This window comes from Coleofasciculus sp. G1-WW12-02 (assembly GCF_040219735.1).
Taxonomy (GTDB): Bacteria; Cyanobacteriota; Cyanobacteriia; order Cyanobacteriales; family Coleofasciculaceae; genus Coleofasciculus.
Window position 1 is genome coordinate 15,892 of record NZ_JAVJRX010000157.1, and the last position, 17,134, is coordinate 33,025.

Sequence of the window (17,134 nt, forward strand, 5' to 3'; positions counted from 1 at the left end):
AATGACGTAGCTTGCTTCTTTTCGGGAGCGAGTATGACAAATGACAAATCTGCCAAAATAGAAACAAAGGGTTTAAATGCACAGGCGATGGCGTGGATAATAGGGCAGAAACTACATAATGGTCAATACACCATTGAAAAGACGTTAGGCAAGGCAGGCTTTGGTATTACCTACCTAGCGACAGACGCACAAGGAAACAAACTGGTGATCAAAACGCTGAATGAGGATCGACTCAAACAGCTTACTCCTGTACGTCGGGAAAGTCTCAAATGTAAGTTTGTCGATGAGGCGCGGAGGCTAGAGGGATGTAAGCATCCTCATGTCGTCAAGGTATACAAGACGTTTGTGGAAGGACAGTGGTTCTGTCTGGCGATGGAGTACATTCGGGGAAGGAATCTAGGGAATCTGTCTCAACGAGTGTTACCGGAAAAGGAAGCGTTAAGTTATATTCAGCAGATGGGGGAGGCGCTAATCGCCGCCCATCAGCAGGGATTGCTGCATCGGAATGTAAAACCTGCCAATATTATGGTGCGGGCGAGTCAATATGAGGCGGTACTGATTGATTTTGACCTGGGCGGGAAATTTGAGTATCCTTTAATCTTGGGATGGCAAGAGGAAGCCTTTGCCCCGATTGAACTTAAGTCGAAGACGCGATCGCACGGAACCTGTACCGATGTCTATTCCCTCGCCGCAACGCTGTATGTCCTCTTAACCGGGAAGCTACCCGCCACCTCTAGCGATCGCCAAAAGGGTAAGGCAGATTTAATTCCCCCAAAACAGATTAATCCTCAAATTTCTAAGCGCGTTAATAAAGCGATTCTGGCGGGAATGAAACTCGAACCCGAAGCACGTCCCAAGTCTGTGCTGGATTGGTTAAAATTGTTGGGAGTACAGCGAGGTGGTGTGATTTCTGGATTAGCTAAACCACCCCGTTGGGCGATGGTTGTCGGAATTTTAGGGGTAGTTGGCATAGCCGCTGGCGTGGTATCTGCCAGTATTGAAGGAATGGGATTTTGGGAAAAATTTATTCCTGAATCATCTCCAAACGTGAACCCCTCCGTCTCATCCCCCTTATATTTAAAATCACCAGAAACCGAAGAATAACTCTGCGATCGCGCGATCGTCTATCTACTAGGTTATGCCAATTATGACTCGGCTCGGATACTTCGCTTTTACATTGACACTCCCGACGCTGAAATCTTTGATTACAGCGCGGGATTCTTCATTTATCCAGAGAACTTAGAGTAGTAAAGTTATGTTTTTTAAAGGGATTATAGGAACATTGCCGCCCCTCAAGAGTTGCTTCAATTTCTATTGCCTCAAAGGAAATAAAATGAATGAACAATGACAAATTTCTTAGTTGGCAAGACATCCGCAAACACCTAAAATACCCTTTGATTTTAGCAACTCCAATAACATTACACATTTTTCGTCATGCTCAAAGCACCGTCAATGCCGAAAAGCGAATTGCCGGTTCTCAAGACGTAGACATAACGCCTCAAGGAGAAGATCAAGCCAGGGTATTAGGAACTCAACTTGATCCGGATTACAGTTTAGCATTTGCCTCCGGATTAAAACGCGCCTATAAAACGTTAGATATTGCTATAACTAGCAGCAGGATCAGCGTGGGCAGTATCCACAAAGACGAGCGCCTGAATGAACGTAATTTAGGGGTATTAGAAGGAGGGAAACTCCGATTTATTCCCGAATATGCGGCTGGAAATTTAAACTACGCACCAGAAAATGGCGAAAGTTATGCACAATTAGCTCAACGGATTTTCTCATTTTTGATTGAGCTGGCTCAGGCAACACAAACGGGTAAGGTGAATAAGGTTCTGATTTGTAGTCATATCGGTTCAATCCGGATTCTAGTTGGTATAATCACGGAAAACACAAATCCTGTGGATGTATTGGGTCAGCGTTTTGCTAATACTGAGTTGACAAAACTGGAGTGGCATCATTTAATTATTCCAGAATTTATCGAGAAAGGTCTAAATTTTACAAACTTGTAAAATTTTGGTTGTAGGGGCTGGTTTTGTTGTTTTGTTTTAAGTTTGTCTCATCATTGAATCCCTAAACACGCCCCTAAAATTGTTGCTAAGTAGAGTTACACCAACCGTCATTTTAGGTGTTTTCTCTCAACCAATTTTGAAACTTCTGTGTCTCTTCTAAAGCTGGATTGATAGAGAACCAATTCCCGTTGCGATCGCGGTATTCATAGACGAACATGCTACGGAGTAAAGTCGTGTATTCCACGTCTCCTTTCACTGTCTGTTGTTGTACCACCTGAAATAACAATTCCCACTCCTCATCATCAATGGATGAGGTGAGGTAATCCCGACTTTCGCGGATCACGCCTTCTAAACAATCCCGCGAGATTGGGGGGTCCATTTGTCGCAAACAGCCAAATAAGAGTCCCAATAAATTTCGCAGATGACCCCCGCTGATTTGACAGAGACGATCTAAGGTTTCAGCATTATCAAAGACTTCTGGAAGTAAGGCTAATCGTTGTGCTGGAGTATGATGAGGAAATGCTCTCACTAAGACCATTTGTCGCAGCAAATCCATCCCTTCCTTACATTCTGATCCATCCCGTTCGCGCACAGGAACCATGGGTAAAATAGTCGGCGGTAGTCCACCTCCTAATCGATTTTTCAGAATTTCGACATCATTGGAGAAGGTTAAGGATAGCGGAATCGTATAAACAACGTGGCAATTCAGTTTCCGTAATTGGTCACCTCGGTCAATAAATAAGTATTCGGGTTGTAAGCGTTCCGAGGGAAGCGGACGATTATCCACCCGATCCAAATTATCGACAATCACTACCAGTCCCGCTTTTCCCCGTCGCCGCAGTTCGGTGTTTGCCCGTCCTAAAAGTTCAGTGTTAATCGACTCTAAAATACCACTGGTACGGGGTTCTAAATATTCCCGTAAGCGGCGGCGGAGTTTTGGGCTTTCTTTGGTTTTGGCGGTAATTTTACCAATACCAATCGAGAGTTCTGCTTCGGCATTCAATTCAATCGGAGTTTGCAGAAAATCGGCAATTTCACTAAAAAGATTGGCAAAATAACCGGGGTGAAGTTTGATTTTAATCGCTTCTAAACTCTCACTGACTCGACCAGCAACACTGAGGAGAATATCAGTAATATCGACATCCGCCATATCTAAGTCTTGGGATGACTCAAAGTAAACCACATAGTATCCCTGATCTTCTAACTCAGCTTTGAGTCGCAGTAATTCAGTAGACTTACCACAGCCAATATGACCCGTAAAAAGTTGGCAGGTGGGTTCATCTGGTGAAATTAGGGCAATTGTGCGTCGCAGTGACTGAATAATTCGGTTCCCTCTAACGGGGGAAAAATCAATATAATAGTTCTGATCTTCCACTTCCCCAGCGGTTAAGGGTTTGCTTGGATTGCACGCTTTATAAAATCTCGGTAGATCTAGTCCCATAAGTCCTCATCATCCTTATTCTATTGTCGTTGAAAGACATAGCATCTCGCCACGCGATCGCACCTGTCTCATTATCCTCGTTATTCTCATCTTCGTTATCTTCATCGTCACAATAGCCCGCCCACCGACAGGTTTTCGGTTTCTCTTTCCTAGCTGTAAGGAAAAATGAGGGGGACTCTCTTGTAGCAAATGTAACTTGAGATGTTCTCTGGCTAAGTCTGGAAAATACGAATGCTTGAGTCGCTGTGTTTCCAGGATAAGCTAAACTGTGAGCTGCCTCAAGGAGTAAAATAGGGAAGATCAGACTGACACTCAATAGTCGTTTATTCATTTTTTCCTACAACTTGCTCGCGTCGGTGTGAAGATTGCGATCACTCTTCCATCGGTTTTCTATGCAATATTCTGGACGCCTTAGCCGAAATCAGGATATTATATTGGTTTGGTCAAGAGATTCCCCACCCGTTCAGTGTCACACCAGGGATTTTCCGGGAACTGGGAACAATCGGTTAAGAAATTTAACAAAACTTGCGATCGCGCATATAATCCAAGACCTAATCTTGAGTAATAGACAGACACTCATCCCCAGTTTGGCTATTGGCTAAGCCGAGGCGTCATGTCTAAACGTTAACAACCTTCCTTCCTTAAATAATCACGAGTTAAAGTTTAAAGTAGTAGCGATGAAAAATTCTTTAAAAGCAGTTATGGGTACGCCACGCCGAAGGTTCCGCAAATTTACGCCCGTTATTCTCAGTGTAGCGCTGTGTTGGACAACAGTGGCTTGTCAGGATTCAACCAACTCTTATCAGTCTACTGGGCGACAGGACACCAACACCGTATCGTCTCAAACTCGACTCACTGATGGGAAGTATGCTCTCCAGCAAGTGACCTACAATGACGCCAATGGGCAGTATACCTTATTTTTGATGAATTCCACAGGCGCGGCGTACAGCACGACGAATCCGCAAATGATACCCCTGACACAAGGGGAACTCAATGCTGGAGAACAAAGTTATCTACATAAGCAGAATAACCAAGCCGTTTTGCATTTGAGTCCAGATTTTCAGATTGAATATATGCACGCAGTTACGGAAGGAGCCAGTAATAATGAAATGGTCATTGTGCGTGAGGAATCAACGTACTGGCAACCCTTTGAGAGTGACGGGGGGATTGAGATTGAACTGGAATTTAATTCTCCTCGATATTATATTCCACCCCCCTATCGATCAGGTCAAGTGCTGTATAGTGGCTATCATGCCTCAAGTTATGACCAAGCGGTAGCTAAATATAAAAGCAACCACAATACACCACCGCCTGCGGTGTCGAACAATCAGTTACGCACATCGGGAGTGTTGAGGAAGTCAACCACGAGTCAAACAACGACTCCGAAAACTTCACCCGAATCCACAAATTCATCCAGTACGACGCCATCAACGCCAACGGATAAATCGACAATACCGAAAACTCCACCGGGAACAAGAAATCCAGCCACAACAACTCAATCTGCTCCACCATCGACAGGTTCCTCAACAAGTTCCTCCCCGTCTTCATCGAGTAGCAAAACTACGGGTTCTGGTTACGGGAGTAGTAATTTAAGATCTAACCAATCAAAACCTAAACCTAATTCATCCAGAAATAGTTCCTCTAGTTTTGGTAGTAGTAGCAGCTCTTCTGGGTCGAAGAAAAAACGCTGAATGTGTCATATCAATATCCCATTATACCAAATCCGCCTTTATCAATGGATAATTAATAATTATCAATTATCAATTATTAATTATCCATTGATAAATTTTAGAGATTTTGTTGCAACCAAGTCATGCTTTGTTTCAAAAATGATTTTAGAGTTAGCAAATTATGGATAATGATTTAGTTCTTTTTTGGGCAGGTGTTAGCTGTCTTATCCTCTATTTGGTTTTCTCAGCGCTAACTGAAATGGGGACAAAGCTTCCCTGGAAAAAATAGGAATTGTAAGAAAAATTATGTCACACTGCGAACTAAAATAACTGTACTCTTAACCCGTCGCGCGATCGCTTCGGGAATATTCCCCTGAATCACCTGCTGTAACAGCCCTTCCCGACTTGCCCCTAAAACCACAACATCACAGAATTGGTCATTGGCTAAATGAACCACAGCATCAGATACCTCACTGGCGCGAATGGGAATCTGGCGAATCCGACCATTCATTTGCCCCTTTAAAAAGTTGCTGGCTTTTTCTAGGGCTGTTGTATTCATCAGCGTATCATCTGGATCAAAGACTTGGCATAATTGAATATCTAGGGGCTTACCACTTAAGGGAACTAACGCCGGAATAAACTCCAAGGCGCGTTGAGAATTAGGACCCCCGGCGATGGTAATCAACCAACGCTGAAAGAAGGGAGGGATATAAGGCGGATGCATCATCTCACCGAATTTCACCACCATCACATCACAGGGCGCCTGTCGAATCACCCCATCCACCACCCCGCCAAAAATGCGCCCAGGGGTTGAGGTTGAGCCTTTCCACCCCATCAGAATCAGATTAATATGTCGTTCTTTAATGGTTTCTAGCATCGCTTGAGTAATATCCTGACTCACCCGTATTTGAGTGTGAACAGGTATATTCCAATCTCGTCCCCACTTTTCTGCCTGACGTAATAACCGCCGAATTTTTGCTGTTTTTACCGGAGTTTCTGCTGGAGAATTGCTGCGGGAGACGATAATCACCTGTAAGCATTCCAATTCATAATCGCGATCGCGGGCAATGGCGGCGGCGAGTCTGACTAAAATCGGCGCAGTTTGGGGATTGGCGATGGGAACTAATAACCGTCCTCGTCCAGTTTCTGGAGCGCGGGTTTGATAAACCACACAAGAGGGTGTCAATTGTGAGCCGGGTTGAGTTGTCTTACGATCTAGCTGATCTAATTCCGCCCGAATAATATCGCTGCGGGTAATAATTCCTAATAACTTACGCCCTTCAGTTACTGGGAGACGACTGAGGTGGTAACGGTTGAGCAAATACAGCACATCCACTAAACTCGCCGTCGGCTTAACCGTGATCGGGTGTGGCGTCATAATATCCGTTAAGGGTGTGGTTCCGGGAAAAGCACAGCGGGGGGGATTACCTTGCATTTTTGTCGCATTTGTAATATCTGATTGACTAATAATCCCCACCAGTGTCCCCTCATCTACCACAGGAAACCCTTGGTGCGTCGAGCAAGACACCGTTTGTAAAGCGTCATCAAGGCTCATTTGCAGCGATAAGGTTTCCACCCGCCGTTGCATCAAATCCGCTGCGGTTAACCCAGTAAATGAACCCTTGTCTACTTTTTCAGTCGGTGAGATATACCCCCTCCATTCCAACAGACGCTGATAAAGCGAACCTTTGGAGAGTTGATCGGCAATCAGGTAAGACACCACACAGGTGATCATTAACGGTAAAACCAGATTGAAATCCGCCGTAATCTCGAATATGATCACGATCGCAGTTATGGGAACTTTGGATACCGCACTAAAAAATGCCCCCATTCCGACCAAAGCGTAAGTCGTCGGCGATCCAAAACCAAAAAAAGACAACTTAGCGACGCCCACCAGATGACCCAAGGCAGAACCCAAAACCAGTGAGGGGTGAAATAAACCCCCAGGAGCGCCCGATCCGTAAGAAATGAGAGTGAGAAAAAAGTAGATTACCAAGGCGAGGCTAGTAAATTGCCAAGTTTCTGCGCCTGTAATTAACAACTCCCGCAACCCACGATTATTGCGAAAATCCGGTGGTAATAGAGACACCACACAACCACAGATTAATCCAGCTAGCCCTATTTTCACCGCCAAAGAGACATGAAAGCGGCGCTGTAACGTCAACGAAAACAGAATCCCGCGATTAAATAATGTTGCCAGTAATCCTGCTAAAAGACCCAGCAGCAAATAAAAAGGAATTTCCAGGGCGGAAAAACTATGGGTCGTCTGACTCAGTTCCAGGTTCAGATCGAGACTACGACCCCCTAAAATCCGGGAAATCACCGCACCGATGAATGAGGCTAAAATCGCCGTTCCTAGAGTTAACCCAGAAAAATCATGGAGTAATTCCTCAACCACAAACAAAATACCCGCGATTGGGGTATTAAACCCCGCCGCTAAACCCGCCGCTGACCCCGCCGCAATGATCTGGCGTCGATGGCTTGGAGATGTGGGGAACCAACGGCTAAACTGAGCCGCTAACGCTGCGCCAATATGCACAGTAGGTCCTTGGCGTCCTAGGGTTAGTCCTCCCGCGATCGCTAAAATACTACTGACGAGTTTGACTAGCGCTACACGCAAATCTAGAGCGATGGGATATTGGGCAAGTGCGGCTTTAATCTGAGGAATACCGCTCCCTGAAGCATCGGGTGCCAAGTACTCGACTAGGAATCCAGACAGCGCTCCCAATACCAGTCCGAAGGCGGGTAAAACTAAAAATGGCGAAAATTGTTCAGAAAAATGAATGCGCCATGAACCGAGCCAGCCAATGCTGTGTTGGAGTAACACGGCGGATAGCGCAGAAACCACCCCAATTAAACAGGCTTCTGCGATCGCCAAACGTCGCTTGGGTAGTAACCATTGACGTATGGGATTGATCATTGGTCATTTATCATTTATCATGCCTTCTTTGTTTGCTCCCCCTGCTTCCCCTGCTCCTGATAACTGATAACTGCTCACTGATAACTGATAACTCCCCTAACGGGCTAAATCAGAATAGAGGTTTGCTCGGAAGCGGTGACCGAGAGTCCTTCTAAAATTAAGGATGGGGTATAACATGGACCATTCCAATCCGCATCTTCACCGAGGGCAATAATCTGCTTAAGGGCGGTATAGACGTTACCCGCGACCATAGTGTCTTTCACCCGACCGATGATCGTACCGTTGCAAACGCGATACCCTAAATCAACATTGACAGAAAAGTCACCGGATATGCCAGCTCCACCACCGAGGATTTGGTCGATTACTAATCCATCATCGAGTTGACGTAGCAAGTCTCTCAACGATCCTTTACCCGGTTGCACCATGATATTGACTAAGCCTGGGGTCGGATAACTGCCTAAGCTGGGGCGAAATCCATTACCTGTACTGCCTCCTCCGATTAATCGCCCTATGGTGCGATCGCAATAAAACTGCTGCAATTGCCCTTCTCGAATTAATAGTAGGGGTCGAGTGGGCGTACCTTCGTCGTCAAAAGGGCAGCTATATGGACCTGTATTCGGTTGTTGAGAGAGGGTGAGATTGAGGGAACTGACCACTTGACCCACGCGATCGCTCCAAGGTGAAGCGCCTTCCCAAACCTGCTTCCCATTCAAAGCGGTTTGTACGGTATCCCAGAGCAAATCTGCGGCTTTGGCTGTGAGCAAGATTGGCACTTGACCGATGGGGGGATAAACATTGGCTTGCGCCCAGTTTAAGCGTTGCAGAATTGCTTGTACGACCTTATTTGGGTTAAGCTCCTCTCGTTGAGTTTGACCATCAGATACGCATAAAAAGTCATCACCACGCACCCATTCTACGGAGAAAAAACCGTTAAGTGTGGTGTCGGTGTAGTGGCAATCTAAGCCTTGAGAATTGATCAAACGGGTGGTTTCTGCTTCACATTCCAATTCCGCCGTACAGATGACATCTGGATTGGCATCCCGAATTTGAGCGATCGCTTCTTTGCCCATGACGACCAATTCTTCTACCGCTACGAACTTGCCCAAGTCGGGATAACTTTCCGTTCGTCCTGGTGTTAGTTCCACCGATTCAGATTCATTCAGGGCGCTAATGGCGATAGCTCGATCCACTAAATCTTGGGGATTCACCCCACCATAAGCAACCGCCAATCCTGGACGTCCATCTTTCCATAAACGTAGCGCCACCCCTTCTGATTGACTACTTTCTAGCCGCTTGAGGCGATTCGCTTCAAATAATACAGGTCGAGACAGCGATCGCGACTGATAGACTTCAGCATCCTTGGCTCCGGCTTTGAGTGCCAGATCTAAGAGTTGCTCGCTCAAGAGGGCGGGTGACAAATTTGGAGACTCCATAATGTTTAGAGTTAATTATTCTGTTTATATTTCCGGCTTATGGTGGTGAACCCCTAACCCAGTAAGCGCTACTTTAGCTCTTGCAACAACCAAAATCCGGCAAAGGTTTCTGAGGTTGGCGTTGACTGCACAGCGAGAAAATGTACGAACTGGGCGTTTTCTTTGGCAGATTCAAATCCTTGAGCTTCCGCTAGGGTTTGGGTATCGGTTATATTAGCTAAAATCCAGCTATCACTAGCACCCGTTTCCAGTAATAACTTAGGGGTGACGCCTCCCTGAAATTTAACAAACGCCAGTTCTAAGCCAGACATCCAAGCGGCTAAGGCTTTGGCGCGATCAGAGAAAATAATTATGCCGGGAATGCGCGTATCTGGAGCGAGTTTCATCATTGACAGGGGAAAGGCTTCGCCAAAGTCAATGTCCCACTCTTCCATTTCAGCAAATGCTCCGGCTTCCAAGCTCACCAATGCCCATTTTTGTCCTTGGATGGCGTCGGGTAAGGGTTGGGGAACCTCAGGTTGGTAGCGCACAAAGGAAGACGCGGCGGCTGAGGACTGATATCCGGGTTGATGGGGATAAACGTCCTGCATCCGCTCCTGGAGCCAGCGATCTAGGGTATAAGTCCGACGACTCGCGATCGCCGGAATGCCTAACTCTTGGCAGGCAATACTAATCATGTTGCTCATCTGACGCCGGAAAAAGCGAATTTTTTTGGGTTTTTGTCCCGCTTGCGCGATCGCCTCTTCTATAGATTGCCGTAACCATAAGGAGTTGACCTGCTGGTTGGAACAAAACTGCGCGTACTGAAATATGTCGTCTGAGGATTGATGGATGTTTAAAGGACTCTTACAAATTAAGACTTCCCAGACTTTCTTCTGATTGTCGTCCAAAATTGGACGCGAATAGAAATCGAGTTCCCAAATAATCGTCATGCCAAGACTGTTATAATCTAACCCCTCTTCTAATAATACGGGTTAGTGATCCGCTCCGGGACGTACTCCCAAGGAACTATCAGTGATGTATCGCCCTAATACATGAGGAACCTACCACGGACGCGATGATCTCATCCCTGTACAGGTCAATTATCTGTCAAACTCGGTATTTGAGCTACTGCTGTAAACCGTTACTCACCCTAAACCCCACATTCTACACTCCACACCCCACTCAGGATGAGGGATCAGATGCAAAGAAAGCGGTAAGTTAGAGGTAACGCTGGATCTATAACTGTGAGTGATCATGCCTGTCAATCGAATTGTACTCTTATGCGTGGTTGGAGGCGGACTGGCTATATTTGTTTTGTCAAATTTGTCAGCCCCCGTCTTGTCTGTCATGTTTTTGGGAATGCAAACCGTTGCATTGCCTCTGACGGTATGGATAGGACTGGCGATCGCACTCGGCATACTCACCAGTTTAGTCTTACAATTGCTCAGTTTTCGACCCAGGAGGGTTCAGAGGTTTGAGCGCGTCGCCCAAGCATCGCCTCAAAATCGCTGGCGAAAGGAAGCCGAGTTTGAGCAGGAGGAACCTGAACCGGAGAACTCTGAACCGGAAATTCCACCTCCCCCGCCACCTCCAGAACCACCACATCCAGAACCCTCGTCCTCTGCTTCAGGTTCGGATTGGGATCAATCTATTGCTCCAGAATGGAACTTTGAAGGAGAACCTGCAACATCCACAGATGAAGAGTTTGACTGGGATGAGTTTGAGAGTGAGCAGGAGGAAGAGGTATCAGAGGAAACAGAGCGCCCAAGTAGGGGTTACGAAGCCACTCAAGAACCCAGCCGCCCATCTCAACCCGACTCTGTTTATTCCTACAGTTACCGAGAATCAAATAAGTCTAAGTCGGGGATTGGCAGAGCTGATGGAGTGTATGATGCTAACTATCGAGTGATTACCCCACCCTATCGTCAACCCCCACCACAAGAGGAACCTGAGGATGAGGATGAAGACTGGGGATTTGAATTTGATGATCAAGACAGAGGTCAGTAGCTGAAACTCGATTGATTAGCCAAGGGCAATTCTTGCTATGCTAAAAAGTATGATTGGTCTCAACAGTAGCAAGTTTCCAACACTATAGAATCAGGGAGAGCGCTCATGAGACGCCACACACTTATTGTTTTAGGTATCACCGCTGCGGTCTTTGGCTTAGCCCCCCTTACCCAAGCTCAGTCTGACGCGCCGTTTAGTTCTAATGAAAATTCAGTTACGTTATCTGGTGAATCCCTACGGACTGTAGAACGTCGCAGTTTATCCAATGATTACCGCTCTTTCTTCAATACCAACTCGCCCATTGCTCCAGATGAAGCGGGAGTGAATTCTACAGATTCAGGCTTTGCCATCAACGATCGCCTACGAATTGTAGTCGGAGATACCCTCAACTCTGGCGATCCCCTTGACCTATTTCCGGCTGTGGGTGAAGAGGGGGATGTTCAAAGACTCAAGTTACAAGTGCCGCTCAGTGAATAATTTGCAACTCGTTATAGTGTTGGGATGGGTGTATCTAATTTTAAATGGAACCCCATATCCTAAAACGCCAAAAAAGGCATCATGGATCTTATGGTGTTTAGATCCGATTCTTCTCAAATGACATCCGCAAAGTAGCGCAAAATTATTTGATAACTATTGCCGATGTCATAGCCGTTAAAAACAGAACACAATCAAGTAACATCTCCAACACAAACAAGCAATCTGGGCTAGTACGGTGAGAAGTGTTCATAAATTCTCAATAGTGCTAGCCCATTCTCTTCAGTCAGAGGGAACAGAGAACAGGGAACAGGAAAAGACAATTTTGCCAATCATTGAAAACTGCTAACGGCTAGATTAAGGCAGAATGTTTAATAGGACTTAATTGGGTGACAGATTACCCTGAGTACCACAATCCTTACTATGCAAATTCCTAAGCAACTTTGGCGAGCATCTCCTTTCTTGTTATCCCTGTTGGGTGGTATCCTCATGGGATTAACCCCATCCCCTGTAGAAGCATGGTCTTTGGCGTGGATTGCTTTGATGCCTTTATGGTTCTTAGTCGTAACCCGTCAAAGCCTGCGCCAGACGGCTTTATCTGGTTTCTGCTGGGGGATTGGCTATCAAGGCTTAGCCCTATTTTGGATTACAGGTGTTCATCCCATGGATTGGATGGGAGTACCCTGGTTAGCCAGTTTAGCGATCGCGCTTTTTTGCTGGGCGTTTATTACCCTCTGGGGGACGGTGCTTGTGGTGCTGTGGGCGGTGGGGATGACGGCGTTCAATTCAATGTTGAATCGTCAAGGTGCAAAATTTAAGACCCTCACTCGCGTCTTGGTGGGAATTGCCCTCTGGTGTGGCTTAGAAGCCTTCTGGACCTTAGGCGATCTCAACTGGACATCCCTGGCTTATACCCAGAGTCCCCATAATTTATGGATTTTGCATCTGGGTCAGATTTCGGGTCCGTTTACGGTAACTGCAGCCGTTGTTGCTGTAAATGGGTTAATCGCCGAAGCTGGGATTAGTTATTTCTCAAATCGAACCAAACGAGTTACTGATTCTAACGCAAAGCAGAAACTTATCCTAGCCTTAGGACTCCTCATCGGTTTCCATCTGATTGGATTTGGACTCTACAGTCGCCCTCTGATTCAACCGACTCAAGCCGCCTTCAAGGTTGGCATTATTCAAGGGAATATTCCGAACACAATTAAACTCTACCGAGATGGTTTGAGTCGGGCAATTGAAAATTATACCAACGGTTACAACGCCTTAGCTGATCAAGGAGTTGAGGCAGTTTTGACACCCGAAACAGCTTTGCCATTTATCTGGGATGAACAGGATAATCAATTTCGCTCACCCGTTCCGTTTTATCAATACAAACTCGACCGTTTCAAACAAGCTATTTTAGAAAAAGGTGTGCTGGTTTGGCTGGGGGCGTTTGGTGAAAAAGGGGATAGCCTTACCAATAGCTTATTTACGATTACAGGTACGGGTAAAACCATCAGCCGCTATAACAAAGTTATTCTTGTACCTTTAGGAGAATATATTCCCTTTGAGGAACTATTCGGCGGTTTAATTGATCGACTTTCCCCCTTAGATGCCCATTTAGCCGCAGGTCAACCCAACCAACAGTTTGCCACACCTTTTGGTCGTGCGATCGCGGGGATTTGTTATGAGTCAGCCTTTGCCTATCATTTCCGCCATCAAGCCGCCAGGGAGGGTGAGTTTATTCTCAGTGCCTCAAATAATGCTCATTATAGTGAAACCATGCCCGCCCAACATCACGCCCAAGATGTGATGCGAGCCATTGAAACAGACCGGTGGGCAGTACGGGCGACGAATACGGGCTATTCTGGCATTGTAGATCCTCATGGGAGAACCTTATGGCTTTCTGGGATTAATACATACCAGATTCACGCGGCGACAATATATCGGCGACAAACCCAGACGCTTTACGTGCGCTGGGGAAATTGGTTAACTCCGACATTATTAGGATTGGCGATTGTGGCGTTTATCGTGAGTCGCTTGAATCTTCACCAATAGACAAGAGTTAACGGTAAAGCGGGAGACGCGAATGGCAAATTTAGAGCATCTGAGATTACTTCAGCAAGGTGCAGTTGGCTGGATTAAATGGAGAAATCAACATCAAACCATAGAACCCGATTTGAGCGAGGCTAACCTAGAAGGCGCTAACCTCAGAGGCGCTAACCTGAAGCACGTTAACCTGAAAGGGGCGCAGTTAGAGTCGGCGAATCTAATCACCGCCAACCTAACAAAAGCCAACCTGAGCCTTGCTTATCTGAGTCTGGCTAATCTGATTGACGCTAATCTCATCGAAGCTTCCTTAGTCAGCGCTCATTTGATGCAAGCGGAACTCAGTTATGCTGATCTAAGCCATGCTAACTTAATCGGCGCTGATCTCAGAAGCGCTAAGTTGATGAACGTTAATCTGAGTCATGCTAATCTGATTGGCACAGACTTGAGAGAGGCAAACCTGAAAGGCGCAATGCTCAATGAAGCCAATTTGAGACGCAGCAATCTCAGTGAAGCCAGCTTGATTCATGCCCATCTTAACCGGGCTAATTTGAGTCATGCTAACCTCCATGAAGCCGAATTGATTGGTGCTTACCTCTACCAAGCTGACTTGGAAAAGGCTAACCTGAGTCAGGCTCATTTGGGTAGTGCTTATCTGTTTGGGGTAAACCTCAGCGCCGCCGATTTAGAAGGAACAGATTTGAGATGGGCGAATCTCACAGCAGCAAATCTCCAAGCCGCTAACCTCAAAGGCGCTAGATTGGAAGGTACCCATCTTGACAAAGCGAATCTGACAGGGGCAAATTTAGATGATTGTAACCTAGAGGGTGCTAGTCTCCAAGGGACAATTCTGCCCGAGGGGACGATTCATTGATAGGGGAGGTATTAGCTGTTCAGTTATTTCTGCTGTACGCCCGCAAACCGTAGGGGCGCACCGACCTGCGCCCTTGTATCAAAGCGACGTGTCCCCGATTCAATAATCACCTCTTCCCCAATGTCTGATCGAGTGCATCCCAGACACGCTACGATGATTGACAACCGGGATAATTGGGAAGCTACTATGCCACGAACACAGCGTAACGATAACTTTGTTGATAAAACCTTCACGGTAATGGCAGATCTAATTCTTAAGGTTTTGCCAACCAACAAGAGAGCGAAAGAAGCATTTGTCTATTACCGAGATGGTATGTCTGCTCAGGGAGATGGCGAATATGCCGAAGCTTTGGATAACTACAAGCAAGCGTTGGAGTTAGAAGAAGATTCCTATGACCGCGGCTTGATTCTATACAACATGGCGTTAATTTATACCAGCAACGGTGAGCATGAGACAGCATTAGAGTACTACCATCAAGCCCTCGACTCTAATCCCCGTCTCCCCCAAGCGCTGAATAATGTTGCTGTCATTTACCACTTCCAAGGTGAGAAGCAGAAGGAAGCAGGAAATGATGAAGCCGCAGAAAAGTTGTTTGAGCAAGCCGCCGAGTATTGGAAACGAGCGATTCGTCTGGCTCCTAATAACTACTTGGAAGCCCAAAATTGGCTAAAAACTAGCGGACGTTCAGCTATTGATATCTATTTTTAGTGATCGTCATTTGTCATTTGTCCTTGGTCATTGACTAGGGAAGAATCAAAAATTAACAATCAACAATCATGATTGACCTAGAACAAGTTCGCAAAGTCGCTAATCTGGCGCGTTTGGAATTGACTTCTGAAGAAGAAGATCAATTTTTGCCGCAGCTTAATAGCATTTTGGATTACTTTCAACAGCTTAGTGAATTGGATACAGAAAATGTTCCGCCAACGACTAGAGCTATTGATGTGAGTAATGTGACCCGACCTGACCAACTTCAACGATATCCGGAGCGGGATGCTTTATTGGCAGAAGCTCCTGACCAAGATGGGGACTTTTTTAAAGTGCCGCAAATCCTCAGTACGGAAGAGTAACGCTGAATTTGTCCTTCGTCTTTGGTTATGTGCCGTTTTTTTTGAGAATAACCAAGGGCGAAGGATGACAAGATGAAATAGAGAATTGAATAACATAAATTTGGGATAATTAACAAAGCGTTGAAATAGGGAGAAAATATGGCAACTGGAATGCTGGTGAATGGACAATGGACAAAGGAACCTTACCAGCAAGACCCTCAGGGGCGATTTATGCGAAATCCGACCAAGTTTCATAACTGGGTGAGTGCGGATGGTTCTACAGGGTTTAAAGCTGAGTCGGGACGCTACCATCTCTATGTGTCTCTCGCTTGTCCGTGGGCGCACCGCACGCTGATTATGCGGAAATTAAAGGGTTTGGAGGAGGCAATTAGCCTCTCAATTGTTGACCCGTTTATGGATGAGGACGGATGGGAATTTTCTGATGCTCCCGGTTGTATCCCGGATACGGTTCATGGGTCTCGTTATTTGCGACAAGTGTATCTAAAAGCTGACCCGAACTGTACCGGACGAGTGACAGTCCCTGTGCTTTGGGATAAACAAAAGAATACGATCGCGAATAATGAATCCCGTGAGATTATCCGCATGTTCGATACGGAATTTGAGGCGATCGCGAAATCTCAGGTTAGCTTCTATCCCGATCATCTGCAAGCAGAAATCGATCGCGCGATTGACAGAATTTACCAACCGATCAACAATGGTGTATACCGTGCTGGGTTCGCCACGACTCAGACGGCTTATGACGAGGCGGTAACAGAACTTTTTGAAGAACTAGACTATTGGGAAGCCGTTCTATCCCAGCAACCTTATCTGTGTGGCGATCGCATAACGGAAGCCGATTGGTGCATGTTCACCTCCCTGTTTCGCTTTGACCCTGTTTACTACGTGCATTTTAAGTGCAACTTACGCCGAATTAGCGATTATCCCCATCTGGGAAATTATCTCAAAGATCTCTATGAGCAACCGGGTGTTAGTGATACCTGTAACCTTGACCAGATCAAGCAACACTATTACAAAAGCCATCCCCACATTAACCCGACTCGCATTGTACCCAAAGGGCCAGTAATTGATTGGGTGATGGGGTAAGTGTTGAGTGTGTAGGGGCGGGTTTTACAGATACCATTCAGAAGCAAACCGTTAACTTAACTCGCGCCCGCCCTGACTGAGTGTTGAGTCAACTCCCCCAGCTTCAAGCAGCGCCTGTGTTCCCCCATCTCCCT

General features: G+C 46.2%; 16 protein-coding genes. 11 read left to right on the forward strand and 5 right to left on the reverse strand.

The features are described from left to right. The first annotated feature begins 33 nt into the window (after nucleotides 1–33). Nucleotides 34–1,104 (forward strand): serine/threonine protein kinase, encoded by a 1,071-nt coding sequence (locus RID09_RS25120; protein ID WP_446338644.1) that lies wholly within the window; start codon nucleotides 34–36, stop codon nucleotides 1,102–1,104. Between the two features lie 233 nt (nucleotides 1,105–1,337). Further along, entirely contained in the window at nucleotides 1,338–2,012 is a 675-nt protein-coding gene (locus RID09_RS25125; protein WP_446338645.1) for a histidine phosphatase family protein, read from the forward strand. A 112-nt stretch (nucleotides 2,013–2,124) separates the two neighbouring features. Here RID09_RS25125 and RID09_RS25130 read toward each other — a convergent pair whose 3' ends face one another. Further along, nucleotides 2,125–3,453, reverse strand: coding sequence for an ATP-binding protein (locus RID09_RS25130; protein ID WP_446338646.1), 1,329 nt, complete (start codon nucleotides 3,451–3,453; stop codon nucleotides 2,125–2,127). After that, nucleotides 3,425–3,784 carry a hypothetical protein gene (locus RID09_RS25135; protein ID WP_446338647.1) on the reverse strand — a complete coding sequence of 120 codons (360 nt, stop codon included), beginning with the start codon at nucleotides 3,782–3,784 and terminating at the stop codon, nucleotides 3,425–3,427. The genes RID09_RS25130 and RID09_RS25135 overlap by 29 nt, the downstream gene beginning before the upstream one ends. A 61-nt stretch (nucleotides 3,785–3,845) precedes the next feature. Between RID09_RS25135 and RID09_RS25140 the strand changes: the two genes are divergently transcribed. Both RID09_RS25140 and RID09_RS25145 read left to right on the forward strand, forming a co-directional pair. Continuing rightward, nucleotides 3,846–4,055: a hypothetical protein gene (locus tag RID09_RS25140; protein ID WP_446338648.1), complete on the forward strand. Its 210-nt coding sequence runs from the start codon at nucleotides 3,846–3,848 to the stop codon at nucleotides 4,053–4,055. Between the two features lie 75 nt (nucleotides 4,056–4,130). After that, nucleotides 4,131–5,144: a hypothetical protein gene (locus RID09_RS25145; RefSeq protein ID WP_446338649.1), complete on the forward strand. Its 1,014-nt coding sequence runs from the start codon at nucleotides 4,131–4,133 to the stop codon at nucleotides 5,142–5,144. A 283-nt stretch (nucleotides 5,145–5,427) separates the two neighbouring features. Here RID09_RS25145 and RID09_RS25150 read toward each other — a convergent pair whose 3' ends face one another. The 3 genes from RID09_RS25150 to RID09_RS25160 form a co-directional block, all read right to left on the reverse strand. Then, nucleotides 5,428–8,043, reverse strand: a complete 2,616-nt coding sequence (locus RID09_RS25150; protein WP_446338650.1) for a chloride channel protein — start codon at nucleotides 8,041–8,043, stop codon at nucleotides 5,428–5,430. Between the two features lie 104 nt (nucleotides 8,044–8,147). Beyond that, a complete protein-coding gene (locus RID09_RS25155; protein WP_446338651.1) occupies nucleotides 8,148–9,476 on the reverse strand; it encodes a TldD/PmbA family protein in 1,329 nt (442 codons plus the stop codon). 68 nt (nucleotides 9,477–9,544) lie between these two features. Continuing rightward, complete coding sequence (locus RID09_RS25160; protein ID WP_446338652.1) at nucleotides 9,545–10,408, reverse strand: Tab2 family RNA-binding protein; 864 nt, start codon at nucleotides 10,406–10,408, stop codon at nucleotides 9,545–9,547. A 304-nt stretch (nucleotides 10,409–10,712) separates the two neighbouring features. Between RID09_RS25160 and RID09_RS25165 the strand changes: the two genes are divergently transcribed. From RID09_RS25165 to RID09_RS25195, 7 genes are all read left to right on the forward strand, one after another. Further along, nucleotides 10,713–11,465: a hypothetical protein gene (locus tag RID09_RS25165; protein ID WP_446338653.1), complete on the forward strand. Its 753-nt coding sequence runs from the start codon at nucleotides 10,713–10,715 to the stop codon at nucleotides 11,463–11,465. A 105-nt stretch (nucleotides 11,466–11,570) separates the two neighbouring features. Then, nucleotides 11,571–11,942, forward strand: a complete 372-nt coding sequence (locus RID09_RS25170; RefSeq protein ID WP_446338654.1) for a hypothetical protein — start codon at nucleotides 11,571–11,573, stop codon at nucleotides 11,940–11,942. A 420-nt stretch (nucleotides 11,943–12,362) separates the two neighbouring features. Next, nucleotides 12,363–13,982 carry an apolipoprotein N-acyltransferase gene (gene lnt / locus RID09_RS25175; protein ID WP_446338655.1) on the forward strand — a complete coding sequence of 540 codons (1,620 nt, stop codon included), beginning with the start codon at nucleotides 12,363–12,365 and terminating at the stop codon, nucleotides 13,980–13,982. 31 nt (nucleotides 13,983–14,013) lie between these two features. Further along, nucleotides 14,014–14,847 carry a pentapeptide repeat-containing protein gene (locus tag RID09_RS25180; RefSeq protein WP_446338656.1) on the forward strand — a complete coding sequence of 278 codons (834 nt, stop codon included), beginning with the start codon at nucleotides 14,014–14,016 and terminating at the stop codon, nucleotides 14,845–14,847. Nucleotides 14,848–15,033: 186 nt separating this feature from the next. Next, nucleotides 15,034–15,555, forward strand: coding sequence for a photosystem I assembly protein Ycf3 (locus RID09_RS25185; protein WP_446338657.1), 522 nt, complete (start codon nucleotides 15,034–15,036; stop codon nucleotides 15,553–15,555). Nucleotides 15,556–15,623: 68 nt separating this feature from the next. Then, nucleotides 15,624–15,917, forward strand: a complete 294-nt coding sequence (gatC, locus tag RID09_RS25190) for an Asp-tRNA(Asn)/Glu-tRNA(Gln) amidotransferase subunit GatC (RefSeq protein ID WP_446338658.1) — start codon at nucleotides 15,624–15,626, stop codon at nucleotides 15,915–15,917. 138 nt (nucleotides 15,918–16,055) lie between these two features. Continuing rightward, on the forward strand, nucleotides 16,056–17,000 hold the full coding sequence (locus tag RID09_RS25195; protein ID WP_446338659.1) for a glutathione S-transferase family protein: 945 nt from the start codon (nucleotides 16,056–16,058) through the stop codon (nucleotides 16,998–17,000). The last annotated feature ends 134 nt before the right edge of the window (nucleotides 17,001–17,134 follow it).